General features: G+C 70.5%; 12 protein-coding genes. 1 reads left to right on the forward strand and 11 read right to left on the reverse strand.

Features of this window, described 5'->3' with window-relative positions; translation table 11 throughout:
• Positions 1 to 10: 10 nt before the first annotated feature.
• Positions 11 to 1,228, reverse strand: coding sequence for an ABC transporter permease (locus VMJ70_06620; protein HTO90790.1), 1,218 nt, complete (start codon positions 1,226 to 1,228; stop codon positions 11 to 13).
• The gene (locus VMJ70_06625) at positions 1,225 to 2,856 is read right to left on the reverse strand and encodes an efflux RND transporter periplasmic adaptor subunit (GenBank protein ID HTO90791.1); all 1,632 of its coding nucleotides are present in this window, start codon (positions 2,854 to 2,856) and stop codon (positions 1,225 to 1,227) included. The genes VMJ70_06620 and VMJ70_06625 overlap by 4 nt, the downstream gene beginning before the upstream one ends.
• Before the next feature lie 253 nt (positions 2,857 to 3,109).
• Between VMJ70_06625 and VMJ70_06630 the strand changes: the two genes are divergently transcribed.
• On the forward strand, positions 3,110 to 4,024 hold the full coding sequence (locus VMJ70_06630) for a cation diffusion facilitator family transporter (GenBank protein HTO90792.1): 915 nt from the start codon (positions 3,110 to 3,112) through the stop codon (positions 4,022 to 4,024).
• Between the two features lie 8 nt (positions 4,025 to 4,032).
• On the opposite strand, the gene VMJ70_06635 is transcribed toward VMJ70_06630, so the two are convergent.
• From VMJ70_06635 to VMJ70_06675, 9 genes are read right to left on the reverse strand one after another with little or no spacing between them, the layout of a single operon-like run.
• Positions 4,033 to 5,070, reverse strand: a complete 1,038-nt coding sequence (locus VMJ70_06635) for a hypothetical protein (protein HTO90793.1) — start codon at positions 5,068 to 5,070, stop codon at positions 4,033 to 4,035.
• The gene (locus VMJ70_06640; GenBank protein HTO90794.1) at positions 5,067 to 8,108 is read right to left on the reverse strand and encodes an efflux RND transporter permease subunit; all 3,042 of its coding nucleotides are present in this window, start codon (positions 8,106 to 8,108) and stop codon (positions 5,067 to 5,069) included. The genes VMJ70_06635 and VMJ70_06640 overlap by 4 nt, the downstream gene beginning before the upstream one ends.
• A complete protein-coding gene (locus tag VMJ70_06645) occupies positions 8,105 to 9,085 on the reverse strand; it encodes an HlyD family efflux transporter periplasmic adaptor subunit (protein ID HTO90795.1) in 981 nt (326 codons plus the stop codon). The genes VMJ70_06640 and VMJ70_06645 overlap by 4 nt, the downstream gene beginning before the upstream one ends.
• Before the next feature lie 3 nt (positions 9,086 to 9,088).
• Entirely contained in the window at positions 9,089 to 10,435 is a 1,347-nt protein-coding gene (locus tag VMJ70_06650; GenBank protein HTO90796.1) for a TolC family protein, read from the reverse strand.
• Positions 10,432 to 10,917 carry a PepSY-like domain-containing protein gene (locus VMJ70_06655; protein HTO90797.1) on the reverse strand — a complete coding sequence of 162 codons (486 nt, stop codon included), beginning with the start codon at positions 10,915 to 10,917 and terminating at the stop codon, positions 10,432 to 10,434. Before VMJ70_06655 ends, VMJ70_06650 begins: the two co-directional genes overlap by 4 nt.
• A gap of 35 nt (positions 10,918 to 10,952) precedes the next feature.
• On the reverse strand, positions 10,953 to 12,293 hold the full coding sequence (locus VMJ70_06660) for a HAMP domain-containing sensor histidine kinase (GenBank protein ID HTO90798.1): 1,341 nt from the start codon (positions 12,291 to 12,293) through the stop codon (positions 10,953 to 10,955).
• On the reverse strand, positions 12,290 to 12,964 hold the full coding sequence (locus tag VMJ70_06665; GenBank protein ID HTO90799.1) for a response regulator transcription factor: 675 nt from the start codon (positions 12,962 to 12,964) through the stop codon (positions 12,290 to 12,292). The genes VMJ70_06660 and VMJ70_06665 overlap by 4 nt, the downstream gene beginning before the upstream one ends.
• A gap of 22 nt (positions 12,965 to 12,986) precedes the next feature.
• Positions 12,987 to 13,631, reverse strand: a complete 645-nt coding sequence (locus tag VMJ70_06670) for an alpha/beta fold hydrolase (protein HTO90800.1) — start codon at positions 13,629 to 13,631, stop codon at positions 12,987 to 12,989.
• A complete protein-coding gene (locus tag VMJ70_06675; protein HTO90801.1) occupies positions 13,628 to 14,107 on the reverse strand; it encodes a hypothetical protein in 480 nt (159 codons plus the stop codon). The genes VMJ70_06670 and VMJ70_06675 overlap by 4 nt, the downstream gene beginning before the upstream one ends.
• Positions 14,108 to 14,258: the final 151 nt, after the last annotated feature.

Here is a 14,258-nt window from a genome sequence, read left to right on the forward strand (position 1 = left end):
GCCAGCCCGCCTACTCGTACCTCAGCGCGTCCACGGGATCGAGGCGCGAGGCGCGCAGCGCCGGGTAGTAGCCGAAGAACAGGCCCACCAGCGTCGCGAAGCCGAATGCCACCATCACCGCCTCGGGTTGCACCAGCGTCGGCCACCGGGCGATCTGCGAGACCAGCATGGCGGCCAGCACGCCGATCAGCACGCCGAGCGCGCCGCCGGCCAGCGACAGGAACGCGGCCTCGACCAGGAACTGGAGCAGGATGTCGCGCCGCCTCGCACCGATCGCGCGCCGAATCCCGATCTCACGCGTCCGCTCGGTGACCGAGACCAGCATGATGTTCATGATGCCGATGCCGCCGACCAGCAGCGAGACCGCCGCAATGCTGGCGAGCAGCAGCGTCATCACCTGCGACGTGGCCTCGGCGGTGTTGGCGGCCTCGAGCTGGGTGCGAATGAAGAAGTCGTCGGGCGTGCCCGACCGGATGCGGTGGCGCTGGCGGAGCAGATCGGTGATCTGGTTCACGGCCTCGTTCACCTGGGTCTCGTCCACCGCCGAGACCAGGATCCAGTTGACATAGGTGATGCCCATCAGCTTGTGCTGCGCGGTGGTCACCGGGATCAGCACGGTGTCGTCCACGTCGCCGCCCCAGCCGCTCCCCCCCTTGTAGCTCAGCACCCCGACCACGCGGAATGGAATGTCCTTGATGCGCACGGTAGAGCCGATCGGATCGGAATCGCCGAACAGCTGCTTCACCACGCTCTGGCCGAGCACGCAGACCTTGGCGGCGCCGCGCACGTCGGACTCGGTGAAGAACGCGCCCCTGTCCACCGGCCACTGCCGGATGGTGACGAAGTCGGGCGTGGTGCCCTGAATCGAAGTGCCCCAGTTGGTGTTGCCGGCGACCACCTGCGCCACCGAGCGCGTGCCGGGAGAGGAAGCGTCCACCGCGGGACACTCGCGCTTGATCGCGGTTGCGTCGTCGATGGTCATGGTGGTGATGCCGCCCATGCCGCCGTGCGCGCCGCCCGAGGTGATGGTCCCGGGAATCACGCTGAGCGTGTTGGCGCCGAGCGCGCGGATCTGCGCCTGCACCGCGGCGCGGGCCCCCTGACCGATCGCCAGGGTCGCGATCACCGCCGCGACGCCGATCACGATGCCGAGCACGGTGAGCGCGGAGCGCATGCGATTGCGCGACAGCGCCACGGTTCCAATCGAGAGCAGCGTCCCGAAGTTCATCGCGTGCGCCCTCCGCCTCCGCCGCCACTCGGACGAGCGCCGCCTCCGAACGGACTTCCCATGCCCGGAGGAGGCTGGAGGTTGGTGGCGGTCTTGCTCGCCTCGATCCCCACGATCACCGCATCCCCCGGCCTCAGCTGGTCGGTCTGCACCTCGGTGTAGGCGCCATCGGTCATGCCGGCCATCAGCGCGACTCGCACCGGCTGGGCTCCACGCAGCGCGTAGACCGTTCCCGGCTTCATCGGCGCCGTCCCGATCGTGCCCATCACCACCGGCCCGGTCTCGGGCGGCGCGACCTTCTTGCCGGCGGGCGCCTCGCCCTGCCTGCCGAAGTTCTTGAACGACGGCGGCGCGGCCCCCGTCCCGCCGCCGCCGCTGCGCATCTGCTCCATGCGCTGCCGAAGCCGTTCGCGGATCTCGTCGTCCTTGAGGCCCTGGGCGCGCAACTGCGCGATCGCCTGATCGCGACGCTCGAGCACGCTCTGAATCATGTCCTCGGGCATGCCATGGTCCCGCATGCGCTTTTCGAGGGCCGCGCGATCGGGGTCCTTCGGCCCGCCGAGCCGCGTCGGATCCGAGGCCGCGGTGCCCGCCGCACCCGCACCCTTGCCCGCGGCGGCCGGGGGCGGCCCGTCGGCGGCGGCGGCGGTGCCGGCGCTCTCCTGGCGGTTGGCTCCGGCCTGCGCGGCCTCGGCCATCGCCTTCAGGGCCTCGGGCGGCGGGCGGAAGCGAAGCGCCGAGTTCGGAACTTTGAGCACGTCCTCGCGGTGGGCGACGCGCACCGAAACGTTGGCGGTCATCCCGGGCCGAAGCTTGAGATCCAGGTTGGCCGTGCTGATCACGGTGGTGTAGGTGACCACGTTCTGGTCGATGATGGGCTCGAGTCGCACCTGCGACACCTGCCCCTCGAACTGTTGGTCCGGGAACGCGTCCACCGTGAAGATCACGGGCAGGCCCGGGCGTATCTGGCCGATGTCGGCCTCGTCGATGCGGGTCTCGACCTGCATCTGCGACAGATCGTTGGCGATCGTGAACAGCTTGGGCGCCTGAAGGCTCGCCGCCACGGTCTGGCCGAGATCCACCGAGCGATCGATCACGACGCCATCGATCGGCGAGCGGATGGTGGCGTTGTTGAGATCCACCTGCGAGGCTTCGAGGGCGGCGCGCGATTGCTTGAGATCGGCCTGGCGCTGTTGAAGAGTGGACTCCGCGGTATCGACGTCGGATTGCGAGACATAGTTCCCCGGCAGCAGCTCCTTTGCCCGATTCAGGTCGAGCTGCGCCTGATGTACCGCGGCCTCCGCCCGCGCCACCGCCGCCTCGGCCTGCGCGAGACGCGCCTTGAACCCCGAGGGCTCCAGTTCGCAGAGCACGTCACCGGTGCGCACGCGCATGTTGTAATCGGCGTGCAGCTTCCACACCGTGCCGCTCACCTGGCTGCCGACGTCCACCTGCACCACCGGCTCGATCGTGCCGGTCGCCGAAACCACCGCTTCGATGTTGCCTCGCTCGACCAGCGCGGTGCGGTACTGGATCTGCTCCGTGCGCCCGTGCGACCACCAGATCCAGCCTGCCCCCAGCAGGACGATCGCGATCACGGCAAACGTGACGAGTCGCGAACGGCTCACTGAACCTCCCGGCATGTCGGCCACGATGGTGCGCGGCGCCAATTCCGAATCCCGGAGTCTAACGGATGCGCCTGCGGCAGGTAGGGGCGGTCGACCAGCGTGCCACAGGTCGAGCCCGGCGCGTAGCCGGAAGTTGCACCCCCGGCCCGGGCCCCCCATCATCGCCCGACGGCTCCGGTATCCGAGTCGTCCGGCTTCGGCCTCGACGGCCGACCGGTCCCCGGCGGCGCCGCGACCCTCGAGGCTTCCACCCATGGATGCGTTACGCGCCCGTTCGGTTGCCCGCGTCCTGTGGAGCATCCTCGGACTGAACGTCCTGGTGGCCGCGGCCAAGCTGGCCTACGGCTACCGATCACACGCCATCGCCATCTCGGCCGACGGCCTGCATTCGCTGATCGACGGCATGTCGAACATCGTCGGGCTGGTCGGGTTGCAGGTCGCGAGCCGCCCACCCGACGCCAACCACCCCTACGGGCACCGCAAGTACGAAACGTTCGCAGCGATGGGGGTGGCCGCCCTGTTGTTCGTCGGCTGCCGCGAAATCCTGGGCTCGAGCCTCGAACGCCTGCGGCACCCGAGACTCCCGGAAGTGGGGGCGGCCGGCTATCTCGTGCTGTTCGTCACCATCACCATCAATCTGGTCGTGGTGATCTACGAGCGGCGGGCGGCGCACCGCCTGAACAGCGAGCTGCTGCTCTCGGATGCCGCCCACACCGGCAGCGACGTGCTGGCCAGCGTGCTGGTGCTGGTGAGCTTCGCCCTGGCCCCCCTTCGCCACCGCTGGGTGGACCTGGCCGCCGCGCTGGTCATCGTCGGGCTGATCCTGCGCAGTGGTTGGGAGATCCTGCGCTCGACGCTCTCGACGCTTTCGGACGAGCGGCGCATCGATCCCGCCCTGGTCGAGGCCGCGGCGCTCGAGGTCGCGGGGGTGCGAGAGGCGCACAACGTACGCTCGCGCGGCCCCCACGACGACATTCACCTCGATCTTCACGTGCTCGTGGATCCCGGGATGCCGATCGCCGCCGCCCACGCCCTCAGCCACTCGGTCGAACAACGCCTGCGCAGTCGCTGGCAGGGATTGACCGACGTGGTGGTCCATGTCGAGCCGGCCCTCGACAGCGAGCGCGCCACCCACAGCGAAGGCGGCGGGTTGAAGGCGGAAGGCTGACCGGGGTCTTACTTTCGCTTCAACACCAGCACGCGGAAGGTCCCCGGCTGAATCGTCGGCCGCGGGTGCGGGCGCTCCTCGGTCGGCGCCGGTGCCGGCCCGAAATCCGCGGTGACCACGTAGACCGTGCCGGAGCCTGCATCGAGGGCCATGGTGCGCGCGCCGCGTTCGGTGGTCGCATTCTCGACCACCGTGTACTTGTCGGGCGAATCCTCGTGGATCACGGTGAGCGTCCCCTCACCATTCGAGCTGAAGATCAGATTGCGATTGGGATCGAACGCCACCGCATCCACGCCCTTGCCGATCGGGAGCGTCGCGACCACCGCACCCTGGTCGGCGTCCAGGACCACCAGCTTCTGGTTCGAACAGCCCGAGAACAGGCGGCGGTGCTTGCGGTCCATGGCGAGCCCGCTCGGTTCCTCGCCGGGCGCGATCGGCCAGCGATGCAGCACCCGAAGGGTGCGCGCATCGAACGCCACCACGCAGCTGCTGTCCTCGATGTTCACGAACATCGCGCCCTTGCCGTCGGCGACCGCGAATTCGGGCTTGCCGTCGAGTGGGACGCTCCCCACCAGTCGTGCGCTCGGGGCGTCGATCGCGCTGGCGTTGCCGCTGCCGCCGTTGAAGGTGAAAACGCGCCGCGACACCGGATCGTAGGCGATGGCGTCGGGATTCCGTGCGTCGAGCTTGATCTGGCTCGAGACCGCGAGCGATTTGTAGTCGAACACCGACACGGTGGAATCCCGGCCGTTGCTGGTGAAGCCGCGCCCCAGCTCGGGTGCGAGGGCCACGCCGTGCACTCCGAGCGTGTTCGGGATGTCGCCCACCACCCGGTCGTTCCGGGTGTCGACCACCTGCACGTGGGTTCCATGCGAAACGAACAGGCGCTGGCCGGGAACGTCCATGGTGAGGTAGTCCCAACCGCCTTCCCCGCCGAGCAGGATCCTGCGATCGACCTTGAACGCACCGGCGGCCGAGGCGAGCGATGCCCAGGCCATGACCGACGCGACCAGCCACGTGACGGCGCCGCGAGAAACGCACTTCATGACGGACCTCCTGTGAGGGGAACCGATGGGGGTACGTGAGGATCGACGATCGGAGCCGCGCGATCGAACGAAAGCAGGGACGGCAAACCGAACAGCAGCAGCGGAGTCGAGAGCGCGAACCCGCCGGTGACCGCCAGCGCCAGCGGCCGGAGGAGCGCGCTACCCGCGCCCCAGCCCAGCACCAGTGGCAGCAGCGCGGCGATGCCCGCCGACGCGGTCATCAGGATCGGCCGCACGCGGCGCTGGGCGGCGGCGCGCGCGGCCTCGCCCGGCGCGGCTCCCGAGCAGCGCAATCGCCTGAACTCGGCCACCAGGAACACGGCGTTCTCCGACACGATGCCCACCACCATGATCGCCCCGACGAAGCTCGACAGGTTCAGCGACTCGTCCGCGATCCGCAACGCCATGAAGACGCCGGCCAGCGAGGCGACCGCCGTCAGCATCACCGCGATCGCCGGCCACCATGCACGGAACGCGATCAGCAGCAGGAACAGTACCGCGAACACCGCGAGCCCGAGCACCACCGCCAGCCCCTGGAACGACGACTGCTGCTCGGCCCACAGCCCGGCGTACTGGAGCCTCACGCCGCGCGCCGATTCGAGACTGTCGCGCAGGCGTGTCTGGATCTCGGCCACCGCCGAGCCGAGGTCGCGATCCGAGAGCCGGCCGGTCACCGACACCATGGTGCGCTGATCGTCGCGCTGGATTTCCGCATCGCCGGGCACCACGCCGGCCACGCTGAGATCGCCGAGCCGCGCCCGCCCGCCCTCCGGCAGCACCGCCTCGAGGTCCATGAGCGAAGCGAGCCGGTCGTTGGGGGGCGCGGGCAGGGTCACGCGGATCGGCCACACGCGCGTGCGGCGAGGCACTTCGCCGGCCTCGATGCCGCGGATGCGCGGCGCCACCAGGTCCTCGAGTTCTTCGGCGTCCACTCCCAGCCGCTCGGCGCGCTCCGAGGGCGCAATCACCAGGTTGGGTCCGCTCACCACCACCCCGTCGCGCACGTCGACTACGCCGCGCACTCGCGAAATCAAGGCGGCGACGCGCCCCGCGACATCGCGACCCAGCGGGCGATCTTCGGAGAACACGCGCACTTCGATCGGGTGGGGGTTGGAGGTGAGATCGCCGATCACGTCCTCGATCAACTGGCCGAAATCCACGTCCACTCCCGGCACCGTCGCTTCGATGCGATCGCGCAGATCGTCCGCCACCTGGTCGGCGCTCCGGCGGCGACGATCCTTGAGCTTGAGAATGTAGTCGCCGGTATTGGGCTCGGTGATGAAGAAACCGAGCTGATCGCCGGTCCGCCGCGACCACGACTCGATCTCGGGCGTGGCGTCGAGCTGGCGTTCGAGCGGGCGGAGCATGCGCACCGTCTCCTCGAGCGAGGTCCCGGGCGGGGTGATGTAATCGAGGATCAACGCGCCCTCGTCCATCGAAGGCAGAAACTCGGTCTCGATGCCGCGGAGCAGCGCCGCGCCCCCCAGCGCCACGCCCAGCATGCCGGCGAGCGCGAGCGCCCGGCGCTTCGTGACGAAGCCGATCCAGCCGCGCCCCAGGTTCGGAAACGGCAGCCGCGGTGCGCGAGCGCGGCCGGCGAAATGCGGCAGCAGCGTGACGCACAACGCCAGCGACACCGCGAGCATCAGCGAGACCGAGATCGCCAGCACCCGAAAGAAGGCGCCGGCGACGCCGCCGAGCAGCGCGAACGGCACAAAGATCGCGAGCGAGCAGAGGCTCGAGGTGAACAGCGTGGGGAACAGCTCGGCCAGCGCCTCGTGGCGGTCGCGGCCGCGCGCTCGCTCGTGAGCCAGGTGCTCCACCACCACGATCGCGTCGTCGAGCACCAGCCCGGTGGCGGCGGCGATGCCGCCGAGCGTCATCAGATTGAGCGACTGGTGAGCGAGCCCGAGCCCGAGCAAGGACAGCGCGATGCTGCCCGGGAGGAGGACCGCGGCTCTCGCGCCCAACGAAGCGCTGCCGAGGAAGAGCGTCACGATCAGGATGGCGAACCACCCGCCCACCAGCAGACTGTCGCGCACGCTCGAGATCGAGGCGCGCACCAGATCGCCCTGATCGTAGAAGGTCGAGAACTTGAGATCGGCCGGGAACTCGGCCCGGTGCTCCCGGAACCAGCCACGCACCGCATCAGCCAGCGTGACGGTGCTGGCCGAGGACTGGCGGAGCAGATTGATCAGTACTGGCTCCCCCCCCGGCGAGCCGTAGCGCGTGAAACGCGGCTGGTCGGCGATCTCGACGCGACCGAGCGAACCGAGCGGAACGACCGCGCCTGCTCCGAGTGGGATCGGTAGCCCGCGCAGCTGGTCGAGATCGCGCGGCCGCTGATCCACCAGCGCCAGGTACATCTCTCGATTGGCGGAATGGAGTCCGAGGCTACGCAGCTCGGCGGCGTGCGCGACGGCCTCGGCGACTTCGGCCACGGTGAGCCCCCGCGCCGTCAGCGCGGAGGGATCCAGCGTCACGCGCGCCTCGGGCCTGGCGCCGCCCTGCAGCACCACCTCGGCGACGCCGGGCAGCCGCGCCAGCTCGGGTCTCAGCTGGACCTCGGCGATGTCGCGCAGCTCGGCCTGGCTGCGCGTCGGCGAAGTGAGCGACAGGCCCAGCACCGGGAACAGGGTCGGATTCATGAGCCGGGCGTCGAGCCCGGTGCCGCCGGGCAGCTCCTCGCGCACCGAATTCGCCAGCGCCTGGACGCGCTGGAGCGCGAGGTTCATGTCGGTGGACCAGTCGAAGTCGAGGTCCATTTCGGTCGAGCCGCGACTGGTGGTCGAACGCAGCTCGCGAAGTCCGGGCACGCGCCGGATGCCTTGCTCGAGCGGCATCGTCACCTGGCGCAACATTTCCTCGGTGTCGCGCTCGCCGCTGTCGGCGATCAGGGTGATGCGCGGGAACGTGACCTCGGGAAGGATCGCGGCCGGCAGTCGCAGCGCCATGACCACGCCGGCCGCGGCGAGGAAGAGGAACGCGAGCAGCACGGCGCGATGTTGCGCGGCCAGCGCGCGAAAGACCGAAGTCACGGCTCCGGGCTCACCGTCACGCCGTCGATGAGCGCCCGCTGTTCCTCGACGATGACTCGAAGCCCGGGTTTCAACCCGGGCGCCGACACGGCGCGCGTCTGCCCCTCGCGCGGGCCCAGCTCGACATCGATCCACTGGACGCGACTCAGCGAATCGACCACCGCGATGCGGTGCTTGCCGGTGAGATCGTCTTCGACCACCGCCGAATCCGGCACGGCGAGCGCCCGGGTATGGACGCCGGTCGCGATCCGCGCGGTGCCGAACCGTCCGATCTCCGGAGGATGTCCGCCCCCCTCGGCTTTGAGCCAGACCAGCTCGGATTGATCGCCGGCCGCGGTCGGCAGCAGCGTCCACACCCGCGCCGCGCGATCGGGCTCGGAAGCGCCGATCAGCGTCGCCGGCATGCCCACGCGAACCTGGTCCCGGCGGTCGGCGGGGACGCGCGCCTCGAACACCACCGCGTCGTTGGCGACCAGCGCCAGCACCTCTCCCCCCGCGGTCAGCCGCGAGCCCTCGTCGGTCTGCCGGCGCAGCACGATGCCGCTCACCGGCGAGAGAATCGGCACGCGCACCACCGACGCCTTCGCGTTGCGCAGCTCCCTCGCCGCTTCGCGCGAGGCCGAGGAGTCCTGCGCCTGCTCGAGCAGCAGCTCGGCGCCGTGCACGACGGCTTCGGATTCGTAGGTGCGCCACCAGCCGAGCCGCGCGCCCTTTTCCACCGAATCGCCCGGCCGGGCCTGCAGCGACTCGAGAATGGCGTCGAAGGGGGCCTGGATCACGGTCTCGGTCGATGCCTTCCACTGGCCCGGAGCCTCGATGTCGCCGCGGAACTCGTGCGCGGCCATCGTGACCACGTGAACCGTCGGATGCAGTCGGCCCTCGCTCCCGGCCGGCGTGCCGGCATGCCGGGCGCAGCCCAGCAGCCCGGCCAACCACAGCCATCCCACCCAGAACCGGACAGCCCCGGCGCGTCGCACCGGCTAGCTCCCGATCTCGCCCTCGAGCCGGGTGAGCAGCAACTCGCCGCGCGCCGCCTCGAGCTGGTCACGATCTTCATCGAGAATCTTGCGTGCATCGATCAGGTCGAGCAGTGACCCCGATCCCGACAAGTACAGGCTCTGCACGCGCAACGCGTGGAGTTCGGCCATCGACGCGGCGTCACGCTGCAGCGCGAGCCGGCGCGCGGCCGAACGCCAGCGGCTGAGCAGATCGAGCGCGGCGCGGCGCGAGCTGTTCATCGCCAGGTTTGCCCGCAGCTCGGCGGCGCGCACGGCCGATTCACGCGCCCCAATCGTGGCGGTGACCCCTGGCTGCAGGAGCGGGAGCAGGAAATCGATCGTGACCGATGCGCCGAGATCGCGCTTGAGGCGATCCGAGAACGTGGCGGCGCCGACCGGCGGCACGTCGGGCGGCACGGCGCGCGTGAGATCGGTGCCGAGCAGGCCGGCGTCCAGCGTCGCGCCGAGCCTCGACGCGCGCTGACCGCGCGCCGAAGCCAGATCGAGGCGCGCCAGTTCGAGCTCGGTGGTGGCGCGCGTCACCTCGCTCGAGTTCTCGAACAGGCGCAGGACGGCGGCGCTGTCGGCGGGCTCCGGAGGCCCTTCGGCCCACGACGAATCGCGCACGTCGGTGAAGGAGTAGTCGATCGAGTCGGGGACGAGTATCGCGCCCAACTCGCGCCCCTGTCGCTCGAGCCCGGCGTCCAGGTCATCGATCTCGACCGACAGGGTCTGCAGATCGAGCCTCAGGCGGGCCACGTCCGACGGGCTCCGCGTTCCCGCGCGCGCGCTGGCTTCGATCGAATGAACGACGCCCTCGGTCCAATTGCGCGAGGCGACTCTTCGCCGCAGGCCCGCCGTGGTCTGGAGGATCCCGACCGCCAGCTCGGCCGCCCGCCCGGCGGCCTCGCGCCGCGCCGCGGCCAGGTCGGTCTCGGCGCGGTGCGCCGCGGCTCCGGCGCGGGCGCGTTCCCGGCCGAGCGCGCCGCCGTCGTACAGCGTCATGCTGCTCACCAGCCTCAGGTCGAACTGACCCTCATTGGTGGCCGCGGGATCATAGGAACCGTCGGGAACCAGCCAGGCGCTGGAGTGAAGGTGAAGTTCCGGATGGGCGTTGGCGCGGGCGGCCAGGGCGTCCTGACGCGAAGCATGGAGTCCCTCGGCGGCGGCCTGCACTTGGAGCGCGTGTTCCCGCGCGCGCGCCATGCACTCGCGCACCGAAAGCGAGTCGGCCGCTCGCGCCGCGGCGGGCGCGGCGACGCTCGACGCGGCCGCCATCACCATGGCCGCGGCCGCCGCGAGGCGAGTCTCGAACCGACGCGCGATCAATCCTCTCGCCCGATCTTCTCTTCGTGAACGAGTCGGCCCGAGGAGTCGTACTCAAGCTCGGAGCGCAGGTCGCCCTCCCGGATCGCCAGCTCGTAACGCGGAGGAAGTTTCGAGCCGAGTTCCACGATGCGCTCGGAACGCGTCACGGAGCCGCCCGCGTGCCGCGAAGCGGCAAGGCTCGTGCGCACCGGCTGCGGCACCTCGTGCCAGGGGATCGTGGTCTCTTCCAGCTTCAGCACCCCGAGCGAATCGAAGCTCGCGTCGACGTGGCGGCCATCGTTGTTCAGCTCGGCTTCGAACATCAGCCGGCCGTGCTCCCGCTCGCGTGAGAACCCGAGACGCTGGGCGCTCGGATAGTGCTTCTGAACGGATGCTCGCACCGCGGCTGGAAGATCTTCGAACTTCACCCGGACTTCGCCAGCCATCGCAACCACGGTCCAGCCCGCGGCCACGAGTGCGGCGGCGATCGCAAGCGTGCGCATGGAGCGAGTGGTAGCGCGGCGACCTGAACCAGGGCTTAACCGAGCTCGCGCTCCTCGAGCGGCGCCCAGGCCGGCATGCGCATCTCGAATCGGGCTCCGCCGAGCGGAGAGGTCTTTACCGTGACGTCGCCGCGATGCGCGCGCGCCACGCGTCGCAGCAGGGGAAGGCCGAGGCCGAAGCCCGACTGCTCGGCCCGCGCGCGCGCGCTGCGATAGAAGGCGTCGAAGATTCGTTCGCGATCTCCGGGGGCGATGCCCGGCCCGTCGTCGTCCACCAGCACCACGCACTCCCGCTCGCGATGGAACACCGACACCTGAACGTGCCCGCCGGCCGAGGTCGCCTTGAGAGCGTTGGTGAGAAGGTTGCGGATCGCCGCGGCGAGCAGCTGCGGATCGCCGTTCACCAGCACCTCGTCCTGGGACTCGAGCACGAGGTCCGGCTTTCGATCGGGCATGCGGGCGCGCAGCTCGTCGGTCGCGTCTCGCGCCATGTCGGAGAGGTTGACGGCCGCGCGCATGCCGCGAAGATCGCCGTTGGCCTGCTCGGCGCGTCGCAGCAGCAGCAGCGCCTCGACCAGCGCGCTCAAGTCGCGCGCCTGATCCGAGGCGTTGCGCAGCGATTCGCGCCGGCTCGAGGGCAACCGGGCGTCTCCCGCGAAGCCTTCGAGCTCTCCGGAGATGACGGTGAGCGGCGTCCTCAGCTCATGCGCGGCATCCTGCGTGAAGCGGCGCTCCGCCTCGAGAAGCTCGTCGAGACGGGCGAACAGCCGGTGGAACGCGTCGGCGAGACGCGCCACCTCCTCCGGATCCGTTGGCCCCGCGAGCGGCGCGAGACGCCCATCCTTCGCCGCCGATTCCGCCAAAGCCGTCATCCGAGACAGCGGCGCAAGGGCGCGCCGCGCGAGCGCACGGCTCATGGCCAGCGTCACGAGCAGGAGCGGCAGCGACGCCAACGCCATCGCCGTGATCAGCGCGGCGATCGCTCGCCGGCGCGGCTCGGTGGACAGCCCCACCACCACCCAGGCCCCGCGCGGCACGTGGATCGTGTAGTCGCGCGTGGTGCCGGATCGATCCGGCCGCGCGGAACTGCCGGCGACGTGGCGGCGGTTCTCGTCGAGCACCTCGACGCGAGCTCCCGCGGGCGCGTCATCGGTGACCGCCGACTGCGCCGCGCGAGCGAGACTGCCGTCTTCTGCCCACTCGGCTTCGAGGCTGTTGGCGAACTGCGAGGCCGCCCCCAGCAAGGCGAGATTCTCCTCGCGCTCGAGGGTTCGGGCCGAGAGGACGATCGCCGAGCCCGCGAACAGCGCGATGACGGCCACGGCCAGGATGAGCTGGAGCAGCACCAGCCGGCCTTCCAGCGAACGCGCCTTCACGGGCGGATCTCGATCGCCAGCCCGGCCCCGCGCAGGGTCCGGATCCCGATGCCCGAGCCGGGACCGCCGAGCTTGCGCCGCAGCCGGCTCAGGATCACGTCGAGGCTCGCGGACTGGGTGGGGCCCGCGCCATGCCAGATCAGCTCGAGCAGCTCCACGCGCTCGACCACACGGCCGTCGCGCGCGATCAGGGCCTCGAGCACCGCCCACTCGCGTGCGGTCAGCGGCACCTCGCCGCCGTTCTGCTCGAGCCGGCGGGTCGCGAAGTCGATTCGCGTGGCCTGGGCCGCCACCCGTCGCGGCGGCGCGGTTCCGGCTCGCCGGCCGAGCGCGCGCAGCCGCGCGTGCAGCTCGGCCAGCGCGAACGGCTTCTTCAGATAGTCGTCGGCCCCGGCGTCGAGGCCCTTCACGCGATCCTCGACGTCGGCTCGCGCCGACAGGCAGAGCACCGGCGTCGTCACGCCGGTGGCGCGTAACGAGCGGCAGAGCTCGAGACCGTCACCGTCCGGGAGCATCAGGTCGAGCACGATGACGTCGAAACTCACCTGGCTCGCGCGCTGGAGTGCCGTGCTGCATCGCGACACGCACTCCGCGTCCATTCCGGCATCTTCGAGCGAGCGCTTGAGCAGCCCGCGCGTCGGGGCGTGGTCTTCGACCACCAGGATCCGCATGCGGGGAGTCTACTCCTCGCGGCTACACGGCAAGGTCGTCCCGGAGCGCCTTCGCCAGCGCCTCGCCCAGCTCGCCGAGCTTGCGGTCGAAGAAATGGGTCGCGCCCTGGATCCACACCAGGCGCTTCGGCTCCGCCCAGTTCGGGAAGTCCTTTTCGAGCAGCTCCGGCGGGCAGACGTCGTCGGCGGTGCCCTGGATCACGAGCTTGGCGGCTCTCGCGCGGTACATGCTCGCGAAGCTCGAGGTCTTGAGCGCCGGCGCCACCAGGATCACGCGCTCGACCTCGGGGGATTCGGCGGTGAGCCGAGCCGCGATCCAGGAGCCGAACGAGAAGCCGGCGAGCCAGGCGCGCGCACCGGGGTGGCGCCACCGCAGCCAGGCGAGCGCGGCGCGAGCGTCCTCCGTCTCGCCCTCGCCGCGATCGTGAGTGCCGGCGCTCTTCCCCACGCCGCGGAAGTTGAAGCGCAGCACCGCCGCGCCCATGCCGAACAGGGTCGACGCCACGCGGTGCACGACCTTGTTGTGCATTGTGCCGCCATAGAGCGGATGCGGATGGCAAACCACCACCACCAGCGCCGGCTCGCGGCCCTCGCGATCCTGAAGCAGCGCCTCGAGCGGCCCGGCCGGACCGGGAATCGTGATCGCCGCGAGCCGGTCCGCGCTCAATAGACCTTGAATCGCTTGCGCAGGCGCTCGGCGAGTCCGGCGTCGAGCGTCGCGAAGTTGAGGCCACGCCCGTCGCCCATCGCCAGGATGCAGCCCGAGTCGAGCATCCACTCCTCCAGCCCGAGCGGCGTGCCGACCGAGAAGTCCTGGAGATCGCTGGTGAATCGTCCGGGGAAGGCCTCGAACTCGTCGTTCCATTCCGAGACCAGCAGCACCTCGTCGTTCCCGCTCAACAGGCCCAGCGCGTTGACTCGATCGAGATCGCCGGGCTCGAGCAGCAGGACGCCGCGGTGCTCGCGCACGCGGATGCCTTCGGCGCGCAGGCGGCGGCGCACGGTCGGAACCTCGGCGGGTCGCTCCTGCGCGTCGAGCACCGGGATCGCCGCGAGCTCGAAATGAGGGAGGAGATCCACGGTGCCGTCCAGCACGTCGGAAATCGTGGCGCGAAGGAGACCGTGGAAGAGCCGCTCGCTCATGGAGCCAGGGATGATAGGGCGCGGGCGCTCGGGCGGCAAAATCGCGGGCGCTCAGCCCCGGTGCCGGACTATCGCCGCCCGCTCGGCCGCACCGTCAGCACCGGACAGCTCACGCGATGGCGCAGCGCCGAGACCGTCGAGCCGTAGAACA

Source organism: Candidatus Sulfotelmatobacter sp. (assembly GCA_035498555.1).
Classification (GTDB): Bacteria; Eisenbacteria; RBG-16-71-46; order RBG-16-71-46; family RBG-16-71-46; genus DATKAB01.